The organism is Enterococcus sp. DIV0806c (assembly GCF_051710905.1).
GTDB classification, from domain to species: domain Bacteria; phylum Bacillota; class Bacilli; order Lactobacillales; family Enterococcaceae; genus Enterococcus_B; species Enterococcus_B mundtii.
In genome coordinates, this window is the sequence record NZ_JBIOLO010000002.1 from 128,507 (window position 1) to 149,566 (window position 21,060).

At 32.9% G+C, this 21,060-nt stretch carries 15 protein-coding genes and 5 pseudogenes; 19 read left to right on the top strand and 1 reads right to left on the bottom strand.

Annotation, left to right across the window (positions count from 1 at the left end; translation table 11 throughout):
* Position 1: 1 nt before the first annotated feature.
* The 15 genes and pseudogenes from IGK77_RS15405 to IGK77_RS15475 all read left to right on the top strand — a co-directional run bounded on the left by IGK77_RS15405 (position 2) and on the right by IGK77_RS15475 (position 17,816).
* Positions 2-790, top strand: coding sequence for a WxL domain-containing protein (locus IGK77_RS15405; protein WP_438713318.1), 789 nt, complete (start codon positions 2-4; stop codon positions 788-790).
* 111 nt (positions 791-901) lie between these two features.
* A pseudogene (locus IGK77_RS15410) lies at positions 902-1,969 on the top strand (DUF916 and DUF3324 domain-containing protein).
* Positions 1,959-4,958 carry a WxL domain-containing protein gene (locus IGK77_RS15415; RefSeq protein WP_438713319.1) on the top strand — a complete coding sequence of 1,000 codons (3,000 nt, stop codon included), beginning with the start codon at positions 1,959-1,961 and terminating at the stop codon, positions 4,956-4,958. The pseudogene IGK77_RS15410 and the gene IGK77_RS15415 overlap by 11 nt, the downstream one beginning before the upstream one ends.
* 400 nt (positions 4,959-5,358) lie before the next feature.
* Positions 5,359-5,829, top strand: coding sequence for a TspO/MBR family protein (locus tag IGK77_RS15420; protein ID WP_438713321.1), 471 nt, complete (start codon positions 5,359-5,361; stop codon positions 5,827-5,829).
* Between the two features lie 144 nt (positions 5,830-5,973).
* Positions 5,974-6,231 (top strand): annotated as a pseudogene (gene tnpA, locus IGK77_RS15425) (IS200/IS605 family transposase); the annotation flags it as partial.
* A gap of 142 nt (positions 6,232-6,373) precedes the next feature.
* Complete coding sequence (locus IGK77_RS15430) at positions 6,374-8,008, top strand: PucR family transcriptional regulator (RefSeq protein ID WP_438713322.1); 1,635 nt, start codon at positions 6,374-6,376, stop codon at positions 8,006-8,008.
* Between the two features lie 115 nt (positions 8,009-8,123).
* The gene (gene argF / locus IGK77_RS15435) at positions 8,124-9,062 is read left to right on the top strand and encodes an ornithine carbamoyltransferase (protein WP_071868018.1); all 939 of its coding nucleotides are present in this window, start codon (positions 8,124-8,126) and stop codon (positions 9,060-9,062) included.
* Between the two features lie 860 nt (positions 9,063-9,922).
* Positions 9,923-11,428 (top strand): YfcC family protein, encoded by a 1,506-nt coding sequence (locus tag IGK77_RS15440; RefSeq protein ID WP_438713323.1) that lies wholly within the window; start codon positions 9,923-9,925, stop codon positions 11,426-11,428.
* A 31-nt stretch (positions 11,429-11,459) separates the two neighbouring features.
* A complete protein-coding gene (locus tag IGK77_RS15445; RefSeq protein WP_438713324.1) occupies positions 11,460-12,314 on the top strand; it encodes a dimethylarginine dimethylaminohydrolase family protein in 855 nt (284 codons plus the stop codon).
* Positions 12,315-13,696: 1,382 nt separating this feature from the next.
* Entirely contained in the window at positions 13,697-13,810 is a 114-nt protein-coding gene (locus IGK77_RS15450) for a hypothetical protein (RefSeq protein ID WP_438713325.1), read from the top strand.
* A gap of 27 nt (positions 13,811-13,837) precedes the next feature.
* Positions 13,838-14,677, top strand: coding sequence for a hypothetical protein (locus IGK77_RS15455; protein ID WP_438713326.1), 840 nt, complete (start codon positions 13,838-13,840; stop codon positions 14,675-14,677).
* Between the two features lie 15 nt (positions 14,678-14,692).
* Positions 14,693-15,160: pseudogene (locus IGK77_RS15460) on the top strand (Mu transposase domain-containing protein); the annotation flags it as partial.
* Positions 15,157-15,888: an IS21-like element helper ATPase IstB gene (gene istB, locus IGK77_RS15465; protein WP_438713327.1), complete on the top strand. Its 732-nt coding sequence runs from the start codon at positions 15,157-15,159 to the stop codon at positions 15,886-15,888. The pseudogene IGK77_RS15460 and the gene istB, both read left to right, overlap by 4 nt.
* Before the next feature lie 710 nt (positions 15,889-16,598).
* Positions 16,599-17,180: a tyrosine-type recombinase/integrase gene (locus IGK77_RS15470; RefSeq protein WP_438713328.1), complete on the top strand. Its 582-nt coding sequence runs from the start codon at positions 16,599-16,601 to the stop codon at positions 17,178-17,180.
* A 225-nt stretch (positions 17,181-17,405) separates the two neighbouring features.
* Positions 17,406-17,816, top strand: a complete 411-nt coding sequence (locus IGK77_RS15475) for a hypothetical protein (RefSeq protein WP_438713329.1) — start codon at positions 17,406-17,408, stop codon at positions 17,814-17,816.
* Between the two features lie 83 nt (positions 17,817-17,899).
* On the opposite strand, the gene xerS is transcribed toward IGK77_RS15475, so the two are convergent.
* Positions 17,900-18,985, bottom strand: coding sequence for a tyrosine recombinase XerS (gene xerS / locus IGK77_RS15480; RefSeq protein WP_438713331.1), 1,086 nt, complete (start codon positions 18,983-18,985; stop codon positions 17,900-17,902).
* 129 nt (positions 18,986-19,114) lie between these two features.
* On the opposite strand from xerS, the pseudogene IGK77_RS15485 reads away from it, so the two are divergent.
* From IGK77_RS15485 to IGK77_RS15500, 4 genes and pseudogenes are all read left to right on the top strand, one after another.
* Positions 19,115-19,472, top strand: a pseudogene (locus IGK77_RS15485) (type II toxin-antitoxin system RelE/ParE family toxin).
* Positions 19,459-19,725, top strand: coding sequence for a helix-turn-helix domain-containing protein (locus tag IGK77_RS15490; protein ID WP_438713332.1), 267 nt, complete (start codon positions 19,459-19,461; stop codon positions 19,723-19,725). Before IGK77_RS15485 ends, IGK77_RS15490 begins: the two are co-directional and overlap by 14 nt.
* 162 nt (positions 19,726-19,887) lie before the next feature.
* A pseudogene (locus IGK77_RS15495) lies at positions 19,888-20,119 on the top strand (addiction module antitoxin).
* Positions 20,116-20,523, top strand: coding sequence for a type II toxin-antitoxin system death-on-curing family toxin (locus tag IGK77_RS15500; protein ID WP_438713333.1), 408 nt, complete (start codon positions 20,116-20,118; stop codon positions 20,521-20,523). The pseudogene IGK77_RS15495 and the gene IGK77_RS15500 overlap by 4 nt, the downstream one beginning before the upstream one ends.
* Positions 20,524-21,060: the final 537 nt, after the last annotated feature.

Genomic DNA, 21,060 nt, shown 5'->3' on the forward strand with positions numbered 1-21,060 from the left:
CATGAAATTTATTAAATTAGCAACCATTACAGCATTGTCATCCATACTTTTTGCTGGAGGAATCACAGCCTTCGCAGACGAAACACGTCAAGTAACAACCAACGGAAATATCGAATTTACACCCAGTACAGATGAGCCAGAAATTGTCGTTCCTCCTGAAAATGAACCGGATGTAGAGATTGAACCAGAAGTGCCAGGAACCACTGGGCCTTTGTCAATTGTCAAAGTTGCGACAATGAATTTTGGTTCACAAGTGATTTCAAATCAAGATCAAACATACAATATGATTGCAGAAAGACAACAAAAGGCCGGAACGACTGGTGAGGAGAATAAAGTTCCTTATGTCAGCTTTGCACAAGTTTCTGATACTAGAGGAAGTAATGCAGGCTGGGATTTGAAAGTCAGTCTAAGTGACTTTCAAGCAGGAAATACGCAAAATGCTATCTTGCGAGGAGCCGAAGTTACTTTAAAGGATCCACAAATTCAATACACGGGGAACAATCAAGAGTTAGCACCAGCTGCACATGTAAATAATATGAAATTGGTGCCTAATAGTGGCGCAGTTTCAGTTATGACAGCTGAATCAAGTAAAGGAGCGGGGCGTTCATCTGTTGTTTGGGGAAATCAAGCAGACTTAGATGCCCAAGTTGAGGCAGATCCAAGTGCAACTGTGACAAACAATGCCATTCAATTATCTGTACCCGGCGCGTCAGCCAAAGACGCGACCACTTATACCTCAACATTGACATGGGAATTAACGACTACACCAGGTAGCGGTGTAGGAGCCTAATAGATTTATGTATCTAATGATGGATTAGGGTGTAAGTTGCACATGACTAAAGTAGCGTTACATAATATGTAGCGCTGCTTTTTTGAATGAAACATCGAAGGAGTGTGTTTGATGATTAAAAGTACGAACTATCAAATAAGGTGGAGGTTTCAATGGGTGAGGATATTACTTATTGTATTATCGTTTTTGTTCTCTCCAATCCTTGTTTCTGCAGAAGAAAATTTAAGCTTTTATGTCACACCAGAGTTTCCAGACAGTCAAGTAGAAGGAAGCAGCCGTTACTTCGACCTCAATAGTGAGCCTGGAAGTACCGAGGAATTGACACTGAAAATTCAAAACGCCAATGATCAAGCAAAGACGATTGAAATCACGGCTCATACGGCATTTACCAATGTCCAAGGAGTGGTGGAATATGGCAAAGATGCCGAAAAAGCAGACCCAACCTTAGCCTATTCTTTGGCCGATTTGATCGAACCCCCAGCGCCTATTGAATTGGCCGGAAATGAAACGAAAACTGTCAAAGTCACGATAAATATGCCTAAAGAAGCATTTTCAGGATTTTTAGCGGGAGGCTTAAGAATCGCAGAGGTGAAAGAAAAGCCACAGGAAACAGAAACAAGTGGAGAAGGTGTGGCGATTAAAAATGAATTTGCCTATGTCATAGGTGTGGTGGTGAGTAATGACCGCTCTGCCGTAAAACCTGATTTAGATTTATTGGATGTCTTTGCCGATCAACTTAACTATCGCAATGTTATCAGTGCGAAATTACAGAACTTTACACCTACTTTTGTCAATCATTTAGAAGTAGAAGCAACGGTACAAAAAGAAGGGGAGAACGATATTTTCTATCGAGTCAAGCAAGAACAGATGCAAATGGCACCTAATTCTAATTTCAACTTTCCAATCTCTTTAGAAGGGGATCGCTTTTGAAGTGGCAACTACGTGTTGAAAATGACGGCACGTTCAGGCGAAGAGGAATGGCAATGGGAACGGAAATTTACTATTGAAGCAGATAAAGCCCGAGTGTTGAATCAGCAAGATGTCACGATTGATACGAGTCTCAATTGGTGGCTCGTTGCCGCGGTCATCCTGATTCTTTTCTTGTTGTTGATTATTGTTTGGTTACTTATTAAGAAGCAAAGAGCTAAAAATAAGGAGGACCAGCGAGATGAAAATTAAAAAGGTCTTGGTCGTGGCAAGTGTTAGTCTTCTTTGTTTTCCTTCGCTCTTTTTCCCAGTGATTTCAACGAGTATTCCTGTGTCTGCCATTGAGAATTCTGTGGAACTATCGAGAGAATCAGAATTGCAGGATCCACTGGCCAGTACAACGGAAACAAAGGCGCCTATTTTTTCATTCGAAGAAAATCAAGAGCCACCTATAGCAAATAAACAGTTTCAATTAGTCGTACGTTCCAGTCAAGATGTTTCCGAGTTTGTGTTGGATCTCCCAGAGGGAGTCAGTATCGTAGAAGACAAGCAATCTGCTGATAGTAAGTTCACTAATATAGAAGGAAACCAGTGGCAAGTACGGACGAATTCTCCACAAATGACCTTTTCCATTCCACTAGTTGTAAAAAAAGCAGGAGCATATGAGATAGCTGTCGGAGAATCAAAAATGACGCTTAACATTCAAGCAAAGGAGAGCCAACAACCCAGTGAACAAGAAGTAACTTCCTCGGAAGAAAAAGAAACAGCGAAGACCGAAGAATCAACAGTCGAAGAAGCGAGTGTATCAAGTGATGAAAAATCATCAACCACAGATACTTCGCAAAATGATCCAGAACAAGTAACAGAAAGCGCTCGGTCAATAAAAGAAGCGAGTGTCCAAGATGTGGCGAATTGGGAAGAGTTTATCCATGCATTTGTAGATCCGTCAATAACAACGATTAATGTTGTTTCTGATTTCCAAACACCAGATAATCCTCGACTCAATCTAACGGATATTACAACAGGTGGAACGAGTAATCCTAATGGTGGGACAGCATTTGTCTATCTTAATGTAGCTAATATCTCTAGAAATCTAACAGTCGAAGGAAATGGTCATCAAATTGATTTTCGCGCAATCACTTTATGTTTTAACAATATTACGGCTAATTCTTCAACTCCTTGGAATATTACGTTAAAAGATTTAGAGATATACCACGGAAACTATTATGGACCGTTGACTTTCAATGATTTGAACGTGACGAATCAAACTGCTAGTCAAATCACTTACCATAATATTACAAACTATGGAAATCAACTGATTCATTCACCTTATAGTAGTATTAAATTCTCAGGTAAATCAAGTAGTAAACAAGTATCAGCGTATACCTCCTCTTTTGGTACGTGGCGCATCAATGCACTAGATCAAACGAATATCTATGCTTCAAATTTAACGATACTTGAAGATGCTGAGGTTGAATTAGAAACAATTAGCGCAGGTAATTTAGATTTAGGAGGAGTCGTACACCCCAATAACAACTTTAGAATGGAAAAAAATTCATCTTTAAATGCTGTATCAAAAGGAAATGCTGGCGAAGCGGATGGGACAAGTTTACTTGTTCAAAGGGGTAGTGTTGAAATAGATGAGGGCGCAAAGCTGAACTTAGTACCACAAAATCTAAGATCAGCAATTTCTTTACGTACTGCCAACTCATCGCTCAGAATAAAAGAAAAAGGTGTTCTTACCATCGATTCTCAAGGAACGAAGGCGAATGCCAATGGCGCTCTATATAATATTATTTGGATGGCGGCAGGAAGTAATCTATTAGTAGAAAGTGGGAGTATATTAAACATTGTTGCCACTGAAATGGCTGCCTCACCATCAAACATTGTACATGTTAATGGGAATGCCACGGTATCCATCGGCAAAGATGCCACCTTGAATATAAAAAGTGATAGTACCTCAAATGATCAAAATTTGATGTACTTCGCTTCTGCTGGGTCAACCTTTGAATTTTCTGATGCTCAAGAAGTCAATCTAGAACGAACTGGAACGATTGCCGGAACGTCGACCGCCAACGGATTGATTAATATCGCTGGAAGTACGGGGCTATTAGATATCGATGTCCAATCAGTAAAGCAATGGGCAAGAGGGAATTTTGAAGAGATACCCGATCACTCATGGACTCCGATCTTTAATTTAAATCTACGCTATACAGGAGTAGTTCCTCGGATTGAGACTGTTTCTTCGATTTCACAGGAAACGACAGATAGTTTTAAACAATATTTTACTACGCAAAATGTCCAACGGATTTTATTTGAAAAAATTCCAGATGTCGAAGTCACAATTGATCCGTTAACAGAAGATCCGAATGAAGTGAATTCTCATACGATTACTGGAAAGGCGAATCCTAATAGTGTAATCCGTTTCTCAGGTGATCCAGCGATTCCGTCAGGCTCTATTATTTCACCTGATATTTCTGAAAGTGAAAAGTATCATACAACGGCAGATGAGAATGGAGATTATCGCTATGTATTACCGGAAGACCGACGATTTACTGCTGGGAATACCGTAACAGCTTATGCTTTTTTAAATGGGAAAAATGATACCGCTAGTACAATTGTAGAGAAAAAAATTGTGGTGGCCCCTGTGGATCCATTAGATCCTGAAACGGAAGTTGAACCAGAGAATAAGCCTGAGATACCAGAAGATCAAGGACGTTTGAGTCTAGATTTTGTGTCCCAATTTAACTTTGAGACACAAAAGATATCTGCTAGCGATCAAACTTATTACGCACAACCGCAACGATTATTAGATGAAGATGGAACGGTTAACGAGACGGAAGAACGTCCAAACTTTGTGCAGATCAGTGATCGCCGTGCCGTCAATGAGCGCAATGGGTGGCAGTTATCGGTTACTCAGAACGGACAATTCAGCAATCAAAGCGGACATGAATTACTTGGCTCTGAAATCCAGTTACTCAATCAAGAACTAGTGACAGCTCAAGGCGGAACAGCGCCTACGTTACAAGAAGAAACTGTCCAAAGAATCATACCAGATACAAAAAAAATCTTGTTACAAGCAGATGAAGAATCTGGAATAGGAACATGGATCTATCGTTTTGGTAATCAAAATACGGCAGATAAAAGTGTCGGTCTCTATGTACCAAAAGGAACGAATCCAGAAGCAACAAGTTATTCGACTAAGTTGACATGGGAATTAAGTGCAGTTCCTGGTAATTAAAGGAAAGAGAATCATTCTCTTTCCTTTCTTAGTATAGGAGTAAATTCAGGGAAACTCGTTTTAGTTTTTTAGAAGGATCAAGTTTGAACTTACATAAATCATCAATATATATAATTTATACTTAGTAGAATAATTCATATTTAATGAATAAAATTTTGAGTAAAATACGATTATGCTCTAAAAAGAACACTTAATGAAAAAAATAACTTATCCTTTTATATTCATATTATAATTTTCTTAAAGAAAGGAATGAAGGATATGAAGAGAATAAAGTTAATTTTGTGAATAAGATAAAAGAAATATATATCATTTAACCGCTGAAGTTTCTACTCAATAAAGATAAGATGATGAAAAAAAGTTGATAGAAAGTGATTAAATAATAGAAAGGAATTACTCAAACATGAATTATTTAAAAGATTGTCGTTTATGGTTATGTCTTGTAGGGATCGTTGGGTTAGGTTTTTTATCAAGTATTTTTAGTGGCAATCCAGGAGACTATTATTATTCTTTACAGTTACCGCCATTTGCACCGCCTAGCTGGATATTCGGACCGATGTGGACCCTTCTATATATTATGATGGGAGGCGCGTTGTATTTAATAATCACTCTGCCTTCTACAAAAATGAAAGGCAGATTATTATTCCTATTTGCGATTCAGTTTATTTGTAATTTTTTATGGACGATATTATTCTTTAATTTGAAGAATAGTTTTATTGCAGCTATTGATATCAGCCTGCTTTTAATTTTCTTAACGATTTTACTCTATCAATTGTGGATGAATAGGCGTAAAGCTATGCTATTGATGATTCCCTATTATCTATGGGTAATATTTGCTACTATATTAAATTATTCAATTTATTTTTTGAATTAATTTAATTAGTGAAAATTCAAGAGAAAATATATAAAACATTATTCTACAAATAATCAATTCCCATTTAACTTAATTCAGGCATATTTTCTTTTTTATTTTGTTCTATGTTCTAATCAGTCGATACAAGAAATGAGCTAATAGAATATGGAATTAGATACTAATAACCATTCAGTATTTCTACTCTATTATCATCGTGTACTGTTAACTAAATATTGTAGATAAATGTCTGAATTTGCTAAAACAACTTTTATACAAATTGCAGAATCGTATCACATCACTTTAGTTGAGTGGAACCATGATAACGATCATGTTCATATTATGTTCAAAGCACAACCGAAAACAGAAGTGATAAAATGCATCAATGCGTATAAAAGTGCTAGTTCACTTTTAATAAAACGTGACCAAAAAGCGTTAAGTAGTCTACACTGAACTTATTAATAGATATTATTAACTATATTTAGAATTTTTTATAAATTAGTTTTTCTTGTTTAAAAATGTTTTATCTTATAAATAATATATGATTATACAAAGTGAGGTATGTATATTGGTAAAACCAATAGAGATTATTCAATTAAAGGAATTATCTTCCGCAGATTGTACTATGAATTTAGAAGATATTAATATTAATGTGACCGGAATCAATGTTATGGATACAAATAATATGAATAGTTGGATTAAAAAGGGGGAGATTATTGTTGTAGGAGGGGAATATATCGATATTTTTTTTACTGAAAAATATCTCACAGAAGTATTAACAAAAATAAGAGTAATTATCACAAAAAAAAGATATCAATCTTATATTAAGAAAAAGTATATAACATTGTGTACTATTTACAATGTACCAATAATTTTTGTAGAAAATTCATATAGTTGGAGTGATATTATTTCTCCCATTCAATCATTAATAATTAGGAATCAAAGTAATCTGTTAGCAGATGTTGAACATTTCCATAGAACGATGTTGTTAGCGGTATCTGATAAGAGCATGCATAAAGATATATGTGAAATTTTTTACGAATTAATAGGTTGGCCTGTGGCAATTATTGATGAAAATTTTTTATTACTTGATTATTCTTCAGGATTTAATTGGTTAAATTACATTGATAATACACAAAAAAGTATTCTCAATGTTTTTGACAAAATTGGAACTTCATATGAAGGAAAAGATGTCATAGGTATTTTAGATCAAAGAAAAAACTTATCAAAAAATAATCTTAAATTTTTTTATATCCCTATTTCAGGAGCTTTTCAAAAAAAATCTTATATGATATTAAAGCAAGATAAAAACACAGAAACCTTATCAGAAGATCTTTTAGCCAAAATAGAAAGTTTTCTGTTAATATATCGGTTAAAAATATCTTTTCAAATGAATTATAAATTGATAAATAGTCATTACCAAAATATAATTTTTGAAGATTTATTACAACTTAATGAAGCAAATAAAAGTACAAAAGAAAAAATAAGTTATTTATTGGGCACTAAAGTATTGGATTTCTACCGAGTGGTAATGATTAAAGAGATTTCAACCAAGAGTAACTATACATTTAGCCAAGGAGATGCTTACTTTATTAATTTTAAAAATTCTTTAATTAATCAAAAATATATTAATGATAGTTTTCTCATTTTTTCGAGAAAAAATTATTGGATTTTGTTAATGCCAGTAACAAATATCGATCTGGAGGAATTTTTAAAGTCGTTGGTTAATTTGTTAGATGATTTTTATCAACACAGTAATTATTTCATTGGTGTCAGTGAGAGTCATCCTTATTGGCGATTATCACTTGGTTATAAGGAAGCAGAACAGTCAATAAATATATTAGTTTCTAACTATCCTTCTAAAAGATATCTTTTATATAGTAAATTAGGAATATTAAAAATGTTTATTGATGATCAGGGGAAAATTAATCAGTTGTACAGAGATAAAATGCTTGAGACATATATTTTTCCACTTAAGGAAACCGATAATAAAAATCGAACAGAATTATTATCTACATTGGAAACATTTTTTTACTGTGGTTTTTCTTATAGTAGAACAAGCAAAAAACTTTTCATCCATAAAAATACTTTACGAGCAAGAATAAAAAGAATTGAACAAATTTTGGATGTGGATATAAAACACCCTGATAATTTAATGAATATATATATATCATTTCAAATATATCATTTAGTAACTGAATAAATTGCCGATTGTTCTAAAGTACAAAAACTTCTGCTTCCTTTTGTACTTTAGAACAATTTTATTGTTAATATAACTGTAATAAAATGTAAGTATGAATAGATAAGGAGCTGTTAATATGAGAAATAGATTCAAAGGAAAAGACTATCTTGGATTCAAAGATATGACGCGTGAAGAAATTGAATTTATTACAGATTTATCTTTGGATTTTAAAAGAAAGTGGACAGCAAAAGAACCTCATGAATATTTAAAAGGACAGGTTTGGGCAGGACTATTTGAAAAAAACAGTACGCGAACAAGAAATGCTTTAGAACGTGCGGCAGCCGATTTAGGAATTAAAATTGTTTATTTGCGCCCCGATGAGATGCAAATGACTCGGGGAGAACCTTTAAAAGATACTTGTCGTGTCTTAGATAGATACTTTGATGGATTATTTATTCGCACTTTTGGTCATGAAATCGTAGAAGAATGTGCTAACTGGATGAAAAATCCTGTTATTAATGGCTTAACCTCATTAGAACATCCGACTCAAGGGATTGCAGATTTGATGACAATTAAAGAAAAAAAAGGGAAATTTGAAGGATTAAAAATCTGTTACTCAGGAAATCTCTATAATGTATGCTATACAACTATGATTATGTGTGCCACATTAGGAATGGATTTGTATATAGCTTGTCCCCAAGGATTAGAACCAGATAATCAAATATGGCAAGAAACCAAAGAACGTGCTAAACTATCAGGAGCTAAAATTGTATTTACACAAGATTTTGATGAAGCACTTAAAGAGGCAGATGTTGTATATGGAATGTCTCAATATAGTATGGGACAAACAGAGAAAGAAATTGCACGTTTAAAACAAGCATATCTCCCATATCAAATTACAATGGAGGCAATGAATAAGGCGAAATCAGATGCTATTTTTATGCATTGTTTACCCGCCCATCGTGGAGAAGAAGTTACTGATGAAGTAATGGAATGTAGTCAATCAGTTATATTCGATGAGAGTGAAAATAGAATGCATTCAATTAAAGCAATTCTGGCTGCTGTGGCTAATTAAATAGAATAAAGAAAGTTTAGAATACTGAAAAAAGAAATAAAGGTAATTAAGTAATTAAGTGAATAGAGGGCAAAGATAGTAATTGATTTACTATAAAATATTTTAGGAGATAATGCTGAAGAATAAGAAAATAATTACATCATTAACAAATTTAGTTGCAGAATGGTGTCATCTAATTGTTACTCATGGAAGTGGCCGGAAAGATAGGATGATTAATTTAGTATTTATGAAGTAACATCACTCGCTAAATATTCATATCCAAAGTCCTTTCTGTAATGCAATGCTATAAATGAAATATTCAGAAAATGATGCTAATAATTATTACTCAAATAGTTATCATTTCAGATTCTGCTAATATATTTGATCAAATTAAATATATCGGTGATTTAATTAAAAAAATACCTTTTTTGGTCAATATTATATATATTTAAAGAAGATACTAATAAGGGATATTGTTGAATAAGGGATTTTAAATAATTTTAAATATGTAAACGTTTTCTTTTTTGGTGTTTCTATATCAAAAATTTTAATTAATATCAAGATATTTCAGATATGATAAATAAAAATCTTGCTAATGCATGATTACTAGAGACATATATTTTACTTATTCTAACAGCTGTCCCTAACATATATATAAATTACCAAATAATCAAGATACATTACAGAATGTAAACGTTAAGCTATTAATGTCATTTTATAAAAAACACTTTAGTCAGCATTCGCTGCTGTCTAAAGTAGAAACGATAATTGATTTTGTTCAATTCCAAGAAAATTTATTAGGCTTTATTACATCGATTGATTTTCTTTCTAAATGTCTGGTAGGCAAAGAGGAGACTATAGTTGTAAAGGAGTAGTAATTGATGGAAAAGGATAAGAAAAATATTAAATCTCCAAACACGTATGTCATTATTTTCTTTATATTAATAATTATAGCAATATTGACATGGTTTATACCTGGAGGAAGCTATGAAGTAAATGAAGCTGGACAAAATATTGCGGGAACTTATTCAAGAATTCCAGCTAATCGTCAAGGTCTATGGGATGTTGTCATGGCACCGATTATTGGAATGGTCGGAAATGAAGAAATTACTGGCGCAATTACTATTTCATTAAACGTAATGCTATTTGGAGCATTTCTAGAAATGATGGATACAATTGGTGCTATAAATATTGCACTAAAAGGTGTTGCAACAAAATACAAAGATAAAACTGCTATATTAATTACAATTTTAACCTTTATTATGGGGATATTTGGTACAGTTCAAGGGGCATATGAAGAAGGATTCGTTTATTTATTGATGTTTTTACCAATTATTTTATCTTTGGGATTAGATACAATTACTGCTTTAATGATTGTTATTTTTGGCACACAGGCTGGATGTGCAGCATCTATTATTAACCCATTTTCAACGGGAATTGCTTCAGGAATTGCGGGAATTAGCCCAGGGGAAGGCATAGTTTTTAGAACATTTTCTTTTTTTATATTAATGTCGTTATGTTCATTTTTAATTTGTCAGTATGCAAAAAAAGTTCAAAAATATCCAGAAAAATCAGTACAATACTATCGTTATAAACAAGATTTAGAAGAATTTACGAATACAGAAGGAAAAATACAAGTTCTAGACAAAAGACAAAAGAAAGTATTTTATATATTTTTAGTAACTTTCTTAATTATGATAGTATCTTTAATTCCATGGACAGAATTAAATGAAAATTTCACTTTTTTTGAAAATGCTACAAAGTGGATGAATAACAATTTAGTTGTAGGTACAATATTTGGAAATAATTTAGTACCTTTTGGAGAGTGGTATTTTAATGAAATTAATGGTTTGTTGATAATCATGACCTTCCTATCTGGATTTGTTATGAGATACGATGCGGATAAAATTATCAAAATTCTAATTAAAGGATCTGCAGCTCTAGTATCAACAGCTTTTATTGTTCCGTTAGCTCGGGGAATTGAAGTTCTTATGACAGATAGTAATATCATGGCTACTGTTTTAAATGCTTGCGAAAAAACTTTAGGTAGTTTACCTACAACAGCTTTTGTAATTATTTGTTTCGGTGTTTATATTATATTAGCTATGTTTATTCCTAGTTCAACAGGATTAGCAGCAGCAACAATGTCCATAATGGCACCGTTAGCAATTTTTTCGGGAGTAAATGAATCTACTATGATTGTTATTTATAATTTTGCATTAGGCTTAGTAAAAATGATTGCACCAACTTCAATTATTGTAATGACTTGTACACAAGCTGTTCATGTAGATTATGGTACATGGATTAAGGTAAGTGCAAAATATATTTTAATACTTTTTATAGCTTGCGTCGGACTTTTGTTATTAGATATCACAATATTTTCATAAAGAATAATAATTTTAAAGGAGTGATTTGAAATTGAGCAAAGATATTTATGTAAGAAATGCAACCAATGTATTAAAAGAAGTAATTGTATGTTCTCCTAAGTTCTATGTATTCAATCCAATTAATGAGATTACTAAATCATGGATGGAAAAAGGAGAAGTTGAGCAAAATGAACTTATGGTTGCTGAATGGCAAACGTTGTTAGATGCGTATAGAGATAATGGTGTAGTTGTGCATGAAGTACAAGCTCATAAAGAGCTTGAGGTACAGACATTTGCTCGAGATTTTGGTGCTATGGTAAAAGAAGGAGCGATTATTGGAAATTTTCGTCATCCAGAACGTCAAAAAGAAACGAAAATATATGAAGCAAAATTAAAAGAATTAGGTGTTCCAATTATAGCTCGTGTCAATGCTGGTTGTTTTGAAGGTGGAGATTTTTGGATGATTGATAATCATACTCTTGTATTTGGCTTAGTTGATCGAACAGATCAAGCCGGAGTAGATAACTTACGAGAACAACTAGAACGATTTGGTTATACTGTGGTAGGTGTGCCAATCCCACCAGAAAACTTACATTTAGATATGGTTTTTAACATTATAGCAGAAAAAATATGCATTGCTGCTACAGAACAATTACCTTATAACTTTATTCAAATGTTAAAACGACGTAATTATAAGATTATCGATATACCAAGTGAATTAGTATTTAAGCATGGTTGTAACGTTCAGGCTATAGGCAATGGGAAAGTGCTGGGAATCGAAAATAATAAATCTATTAATAAAGCCATGGAAGCTGAAGGAATAGAAGTTATTAAACTGCCACTAGAACAGATTTTAAAAGCTGGTGGAGGTCCACATTGTATGACTTTTCCAGTAAAACGTGCTTAATTTTTAATAGACAAGAGAGAATTTGATACGTGTAAAAAGAATTTGGAGAAGATACTGAAGTTTTGCACCTAAGCAAGAATTTTTAACCTGTTAAAAATAAGGTAACTTTATTAATGACGTGATAAATTGAAATAAGAAAATAAACGTTCAAAATAATTTTACATTATGTATTTTGGGATTTGCTAAGGTAGGAAAAGCTGTGGAAACACAATCAAAATATTTAGACAAGAAGATTATATCTAATATAAGTATGTTACGATGACACTTTTTATATCATTAAACAGGTATTAAGGACTACTTTTTTTAGGTAGTACTTAATACCTGTTATTTTTATATCATCAGTACAAACAAAATAGGCTCTTCGACAAGCAGTATTGATTATTTCAAGTTGAGAAAATTTTATCGAAAGACGATCTAAGTACTTGTATGCTTCGATAGATTTTTTTGTACTTGATTGATCTTGGATAACAAAGTCCTGGATTAGATAAATATGGTTACCGAAATGAAAAAAATTGCGATAACCATTAGTCACAAATTTATAAATTTAATTTTGTTTTTTTCCTTTCCTTTCGATACATTATTATAATGGTTTTAAAAGATATTTTTGATTCCTTTTCTATATTAATTTAAGAAAGTTGAGTATCTTACGAAATTACTCAGAAAGCTACATTTCTAAGGTAATTATCACTTCGAAAAGATAGAGGACAACTTTTTACTTATGTTGATAGAGTAGCAATCAGCTGGTGTCATAAGCCAATTTCAATGTGGAGTCATTTATTGTTCATTTATCGACAATAAATTTTTCAGTTGTTAGTCGCTCCAAGGAATAAACATAACGGTAGTGTAGGCTATCTAATCGATAAAGATCCTTTATAAATAGCTTCTAGTAACATTTAAATCACTTATACTCTAGAAGATCTTTAACACGATAGGTGTCTATAATCTTGTATGCGTAAATAATTTAATGCCCACTGAATATGTTAGAGAATATGAAAATAATGCTTGACAATTTATGCATAAGGAAAAGTCCTTTTCGCTAATTTAAATAAATAGCGCTCATTTCTAACAGATATATTAGATGTTCTTTTCTGAAGGATCGAGTGAGCGAAATAAGTACGCAAAATAGCACCCATACAATACGAAGTATCGTATGGGTAAGTCTTTAATCCATGAATTGGTCGGTTATTCTCTATAATTTTTGTTTTAGATCGAAAGAAGTTTCAGCTGTGAAAGTTACGCCTAATTCCTTGGAAAAATGCTATTATTGTTTGTTAAACCAAGCGTTTTTAGTAGAATAGTCTATCTGTTTATGCTAGTAGAAAAAGAGGCCACTACTAACTCACAATAAGTAAAGAATCAATTTACTTATTGGAGGTCTTGAAGTGATAACTTTTATGGATAAATTAACAGTCATTCGTCTGTTAGAAAGCGGCCGTTCTCAACGTTCTGTTGTGAAAGAATTGGGCCTCAATCGAAAAACTGTTGGTCGATATTGACGACAATATCAAGCAGCACAAAGAGTATTGGAACAAGATCCTGCCAATCCGATAAAAAAGGAGCAGCTAACGGCTCCACCGACTTATCAAACAAATAATCGCCAGCCAAGAAAATATACACCTGAAATCGACCGACGGGTCGAAGAAATACTCGCATTTGATCAATTAAAAGCGAAACAACTGGGGCCTCATAAACAACGATTGACAACTGTGGCTATTCACGAAATGTTGGTATCAGAAGGTTTTGATATCGGTCAGAGTACATTACGCCCGTATATTCGAGAAAAGATTCAAGCGAAAAAGGAAGCTTATATCAAGCAACTTTATCCATTGGGGTATCGAACCGAGTTCGATTTTGGCGAAGTAAAATATCTGATCAACCAACAAAAGAGAACATTGACACTCGCAGTATTCTCTTGTCCAGCTTCTGGTTATCGTTGGGGAAAGCTCTATGAATCTGCCAATCAACAGTTTTTTTTGGATGCTCATATTTGTTTCTTTGAACAACTTCAAGGTTTCTACTCTACGGTGGTTTATGACAATATGCGAAACGTAGTGAAGCGCTTTGTCGGTCGACACGAGAAGGAACTAAATGACGAGTTAGTGAAAAGGGCTCTTTATTATCGTTTTGAACCAGTGGTGACTAATCCTTTTAGCGGCCATGAAAAAGGTCTTGTAGAGAAGAGTGTACAGGTCTTACGACGAAAAGCGTTCACAAAACAGTATGAGTTTGAATCAATCGGACATGCCCAAAGACATTTAGACCAATCTCTACTTGAATTAAACGTCGAGTCAACGATCGCTGTGGAGCAGGATCAATTACACCCATTACGAGGATTTTATGACTACGGTATTACCACAAAATAAACCGTAGACAAGTATAGTTTCGTCCATGTGAATGGCAACTATTACTCAGTTCCAGATTATCTGGTTGGACAGAAAGTAATCGTAAAACGTTATCTCAATGAACTGAAAATCGTTGGATCCAGCCAGATTATCGCGACACACCCTATTCAGAAGGGAGAAAAGCAGTACTCGATCGATATTCGTCATTATTTAACGACTTTTTTACGGAAACCTAAGACGTTGGAACACTCACTTGTTTTGAAGAAGACGCCGAAGCTTCGACACTGTTTTCTTCAGTATTATCAAAAAACACCACGCAGATTTCTTCAATTTATTGAAGATCATTTAAGTATGTCTTTGGATCAATTGATCATTCGTTTAGAAGAAGCGTTGAAAGACCATAAGGTCTCTAAAATACCGCCTAGTCGAGCAGTGAACGAAGCGAGAAACCAGCTACAGGAATATAATGTGATCCACCAAGTGAGAAAGGCGGCCAATAAATGATCGAAGCATACGCCAAACAATTAAAATTACCCTATCTGAAGAAAAACTATTCGACGTTACTTCAACAAGCCATCAATCTGGATCAAAGCTTCGAGGAATTTCTTACACAACTGCTTACGTTAGAAATTGAACAGAGACAAAACAATCGGATCCAAACACTAATTCGTCAATCAAAATTGCCAAGTAAAGTGACCTTTGATGATTACATGGACAGCCATTTGGAAGTAAAAATGAAGAAACAAATCAAAGAGCTGAGGACGTTACGATTCATCGATCAAAAAGAGAATCTTATTTTAATGGGGAACCCTGGCGTTGAAAAAACACACTTAGCGACTGTTCTAGGAATGGAAGCTTGTCTGTCTGGAAAAAGTGTCTTATTTACGAATATCCCTAACTTGGTGATCGAACTAAAAGAATCCATGAGTGCGAACCAGTTAAACTTTTATAAACGCCGGTTTGGTAAATACGACTTGGTGATTCTGGACGAATTAGGTTATGTTTCATTTGACCAAATAGGAAGTGAAATACTTTTTAATCTTCTCTCAAATCGGACGACTGCCGGCTCTATGATTATTACGACGAATCTGTCCTTTGATCGTTGGGAAGAAACCTTTAAAGATCCAACGCTTACGGCAGCAATGGTGGACCGCTTGGCCCATCGGGCCCATGTATTGGATCTCAGTGGTCCATCTTTTCGTGTAGAAGATACAAAGAAATGGCTAAAATAATTTTTGGCCCCTTTTTGAATCATCCGGTGGCCCCTTTTTCAGTTGCGTTTAACACTATCGTGACAGCCTTACTTAGTGAGCTTTTTTTAGACGACTTAATTCGATTAATCTAGGTCTATCTTTTTTAACAAAAAAATAGTGTTAGTAGAAAACAAAATAATTTCCACTACACTAGATAATATTATATAAATAGAATAAAGCACTACTGTTTAAAGGTAGTACTTTATTTTTCATTATCATTAAAAAGGTTAAACTACAAAAATTTGGTAGCCCTATATAAGTAAAATCAAATAGCAATATTTATGATTTATAGTAATAGTAGTTTTATTGAGTTGATTAATTTTACTATCACATTACCTTTAATATTATTACTGAATATAAATAGATTAAATTGTGGTCTTCGCATTAAGCATAAAAAATGATAAGATACACTTTTTTACCATAATTTAATTATGTAAACTGAATATTCTAAGAACTTCTATGTAGATCAGTCTGTCTAAAATTTAAACAAGAGCTTAGAATCCTCGTGTGTGAAAAGGGAATTTTTTTAACTGAATAGTCTGAATATTCCGACTTACTGATATGATATAAATCATAAACTCAAACAATTGATTTTACTGACTTTTAAATCTTAATATCTATCAGTTTATGATTATGGTAATATATAGCTAAAATAAAGAACTCAGAATATTTTTAAGAAGGTGAATAATTTGAACTATAATGTTCAACCGTTGCGAACGATAGAAGAGATCCAAGATTTTCAATTCTGGCTGCGAAGAACAACTTATGCTGAACGTGATAGCTTTTTGTTTCTATTTGGGATAAATAATGGTTTGCGAATGTCTGATATTATAAAACTTAGGGTAGGGGATGTTCGTGAAATAGATAAGCCTGTAATCGTCGAACAAAAAACAGGGAAAAGAAAGCCAATTTTTATAGATAATCTAAGAGAAGAAGTTTCAGTTTATACTAAAGGAAAAGAAGACCATGAATGGTTATTTCCAAGCAGACAGCAGGGAGGGCATATTACGAGAGATCGTGTGTATCAAATCTACGTTGATGTAGCCAAGAAGCTAGATAGAACTGATATTGGTACCCATACTTTACGTAAAACTTTCGGGTATCATTATTATAAAAGAACAAAAGATATCGCTACGTTGATGTTTATTTTTAACCATAGTTCACAAGCAATTATAAAAAGGTATATTGGGATTACTGAAGATGAAATAGGAGCATCGTTGCGTGGTTTTAAATTGGGAGGTAATTTAGATATTAGTTTTTTTGGTGTATAATTAAATAACTATAATAAAAACTCAGAAGGTAAGATAACTGAATTTTAGGAAGTATTTAAAACGTTTAGTAACATTTATAATAGAATACCAGGGATAGAACAAAATATTGTAGTTGATAATGATTATTACGAAGAAAATAATTTTAATACACCAAGAACATAGGACAATCTATATAATTTTATACACAATCGAATAATAATAAATAACAATAGAAACAATCAAGTTGTGATTAATTCGGCACATTTCTATATTAAAGATTTGAAGAAATATGAGTATGAAGAAATTGTATTAGATTATGGTCTTAATGAACAGTCATTTTTAATTTATGCAATAAATAACGGTAATTTACCAATCAATAAAAAGGATATAATTATTGAAACATATGCCTATCTGGATGGTGGATCAAAAAAATTAATTAAGTCATGTAATATGGAGTATCAATTACCAATCGGGGAAATTAAATGTATTTTTGAAGAGAATTTAAATCTTGATTTAAAAAAAAATTTCGCCAGCAATCATGAATATATAGGTTTGATTTATAAAGTTATTACTGTAATTAATTATTCTTTTCTTGATTTTCAAGTTTTGTTTAAGCGATTGTATATCAGTTATGCTGATTGGCAACTGGTAGTTTAGTAATATAAAAACGGTAATGAAGCTTGTCTCTAAAATTACGTTTGTGTAGAGGCAAGCTTCATTATTATGCTTGTTTACTACATTTATAAAGCGTTCAAAGCATCGATCGTAGCTGCATTGTCTATATGGGTATATAGAGTTGTCGTATTAGTACTGGAATGTCCTAATTGTTGAGCGGTTAGTACTAAAGAATTTGTTTGCTGATAGAGTCTTGTGGCCAATGTGTGACGTAATTTATGTGGACTGACTTGTACCCTGAAGCCTTTCGAATATTTTGCTACCATTCGTTCTATTGCAATCCCTGAGATCCGTTTTGCTTCTCCTTGATAGGTTGTAAGGAAAAAGGCTCTCTCATCATCTGAAGCTTTATATCGTTTTTTTCGAATAGCTAAATAATTTGCTATGTACTCCATAGCAAAAGCTGCTATATTCACAGCATCTCTTTTATTTCCTTTTCTAGTCACTACAACATTGTTCTTCTCTAAAGATAGATCTTCCAAGTTAATATTTACAACCTCCGATAATCTCAATCCAGAACCTAAGATAAGAGCATTTATGGCAAGATCTCTTTCAATATCTCTTTGATAATAAACTAATGCTCTTTTACTCAAAGTGTTCTTATAATCCACTGCAATGTAATCCAAATAGTTCTGTGTATCATCTTCTAAAAATAATTTTTTCTCTATAGCATTTGCACGTGCTGCTAAAGTTGTTTTATCTGCCATAGTTGATACTTGGTCCATAGGATTTTTTTCTAAGTATGGCTTTCCCAAAGGATTATTTGAACTCGTAGAAAGGTACTTAAACAAAACTTTTAGTGCGGTGATGTTTCGGTTAATAGTAGGAATCGATAAACCCAAGTTGTTGTTGTCTTCAAGTTGAGATTTAGTTGCTTCTTTTTTGACATTTTCTTTTGCACGACGCTTCAAGTGGGATTTGTATAGGTTTAAATCATAAGCTGTTAATTTCTTTATTGATGTGATAGAGGTATCAGCAACAATAGATTCGCTCAGCAACCAATTGTAAAAGAGTTTATAATTTTTCAGGTATTCTAGCGTTGTACGAGGAGATTGATCTTTATCTTCACGTTCCTGAACAAAATCTTTTATATAATCTGGCATATGAAGCAATATCTCATCTATTTTTATATATATTTCTGTATTTTTCATTATATTCATCCTTTCAAAGAGTAGGGGAGACAAGCAACTCTACAATTGGACTATACCAATTATAGAGTTGCTTGTCAATTTATTTATACGCAAAAGTTTAAATAAATAAATATATAATATAATAAGTTTATGAATAAGATAGAATTCAAAACTTATAAACGACCAAATGGGCATGATGAATTTTGAGAGTGGATCACCGCTTTGCCTATTAAAGATCGTGCAAAATTATTAAGAACTATTAAAGAAACAGAAGTAAATGGACTCTTATTCGCATAACGTTTAAAATGGGTAAAAAAATTGATACTAATTTATATGAACTGGGAAGTAAAGTTGGCTCAAATATTCAAAGAGGGTTGTATTTTCTTATTGGAAATGGGCGATATGTAATCACACATGGTTTTACAAAAAAACAGAAAAAACACCCAAAAAAGAAATAGATCATGCAAAGGAATTAAGAAAGGAATGGTTTGAAAATGAAGATAGATGATTTAATTAAAGATATGAAAAAAGATACCGCCTTTGCAGAAGCTTATCAGAGTGAAGGGGAGAAACTGCAAACTGCTGTAGCACTATACAAAGCGAAAGAAGAGGCTGGGCTAACACAGGTTGAGCTGGCTGAACGTGCAGAGACCACTCAAGCAACTATCGCTCGAATTGAGCGAGGGGATAACGTATCTTTTGAAAAATTATCGGCTATTGCTCATGCTATAGGGAAAGAATTAAAAGTTGAATTTGTCTAAATAAAACAGGATTGACCCTCAAAAAGATATTTTAGAGGGGTTTTACATTAACTATATAGAAAGAACAATCTTTCTATATAGTTAGACATGAGAGGGACTATGATTGATTTAAAATCAATAAGTGTATATACCTGTATATACAGATAAAAAGGGGAGAAGACTATGATAGTCAAAGAAAGAAAATTAAGAGAAGTGGGGAACTCAGTAGTATTAACTATTTCAAAGGAGTTTCTTAAAGAAAATGGGTTAAATCCTGGAGATGGTTTTTTTAGATGAAGAAAAACTTCAAGCAGCAATTACAAAAAAACAAACCTTATCTGATGAAATTGATGTAGCAATATCTCAAGCATTAACTGAATATGATACTACTTTTAGAGAGCTTGTCGATAAATGAGTATTTATTACCTGGAAGCCCAAGATATTATAAAAATGAATGTGATCCAAATAAAAAAATACTCTCCTAATGAACCCATTGGTGTAAAGGCCGCAAATGCTTTAGAAATGTGTGTAGGGCAACTTCGAGCCTCAGCTTTTGGTGAAGAAGTTTATCCTTCGATTTATGAAAAAGCAGCTATCCTACTTGTACAATTGATAAAGAAACATCCTTTTCACAATGCAAATAAACGTACTGCTTTCTTAGCTACTTTTGTCTTTTTGAAAATCAATGGACAGCTTTTAGCTATTGATCAAAAAGATGCTGTAAATTTAGTGGTATATATTGCTACATATGGTAAGAATTTTGATCAACTAAAATATGAAGTGATTAATACTATAAAGACACATACGAAACCCATTTAAGGAGTTGCTGTATGTGTCTTTATAGTATTATTAGCTGCTATAGCGAAAGAATTGTAGTAAATTACAAATAGCTATAATTCAAATCCAACTATATAGAAAACTATAATTTTCTATATAGTTGGATTTTTAGAATCCTTGTCTCCTGTCTTTAGAATTTAACATTATTCGCTCTATTTTTTAAGGTAGCTATAAAATATTTCAATTGATTAGAATCCTTTTAATAGCATTGATATCTCCCATCACGGTGTATATAGGATATACAGGACAAGCACACTAAAGAATATTGAGCAGTTTCTTGGCATTTTTATATCACATTTTGAACAGATTCAGCTTGATGGAAACCATGTGTCTACCTTGATAATTTTATATCCATATCAGTCAGATTTATAAGGTGATTTACTCAAAAAACTAGTCCTTGATCCCGTGTTCTTAGTTCCCAAGTATGTATCATGCTTTTTTCGATTTAGTTAATTACTATAGATAGTAGTTATTGAGTATTCGCTTTCCTAAAAAAGAAAAAGAGCCGAAGCTCTTCTT

What these genes read in the sequence shown, in the direction of transcription:
- IGK77_RS15405 (WP_438713318.1), top strand. Translation starts at nt 2, where the DNA reads ATGAAATTTATTAAATTAGCAACCATTACAGCATTGTCATCCATACTT.
- IGK77_RS15415 (WP_438713319.1), top strand. Translation starts at nt 1,959, where the DNA reads ATGAAAATTAAAAAGGTCTTGGTCGTGGCAAGTGTTAGTCTTCTTTGT.
- IGK77_RS15420 (WP_438713321.1), top strand. Translation starts at nt 5,359, where the DNA reads ATGAATTATTTAAAAGATTGTCGTTTATGGTTATGTCTTGTAGGGATC.
- argF (WP_071868018.1), top strand. Translation starts at nt 8,124, where the DNA reads ATGAGAAATAGATTCAAAGGAAAAGACTATCTTGGATTCAAAGATATG.
- IGK77_RS15440 (WP_438713323.1), top strand. Translation starts at nt 9,923, where the DNA reads ATGGAAAAGGATAAGAAAAATATTAAATCTCCAAACACGTATGTCATT.
- istB (WP_438713327.1), top strand. Translation starts at nt 15,157, where the DNA reads ATGATCGAAGCATACGCCAAACAATTAAAATTACCCTATCTGAAGAAA.
- xerS (WP_438713331.1), bottom strand. Translation starts at nt 18,985, where the DNA reads ATGAAAAATACAGAAATATATATAAAAATAGATGAGATATTGCTTCAT.
- IGK77_RS15490 (WP_438713332.1), top strand. Translation starts at nt 19,459, where the DNA reads ATGAAGATAGATGATTTAATTAAAGATATGAAAAAAGATACCGCCTTT.
- IGK77_RS15500 (WP_438713333.1), top strand. Translation starts at nt 20,116, where the DNA reads ATGAGTATTTATTACCTGGAAGCCCAAGATATTATAAAAATGAATGTG.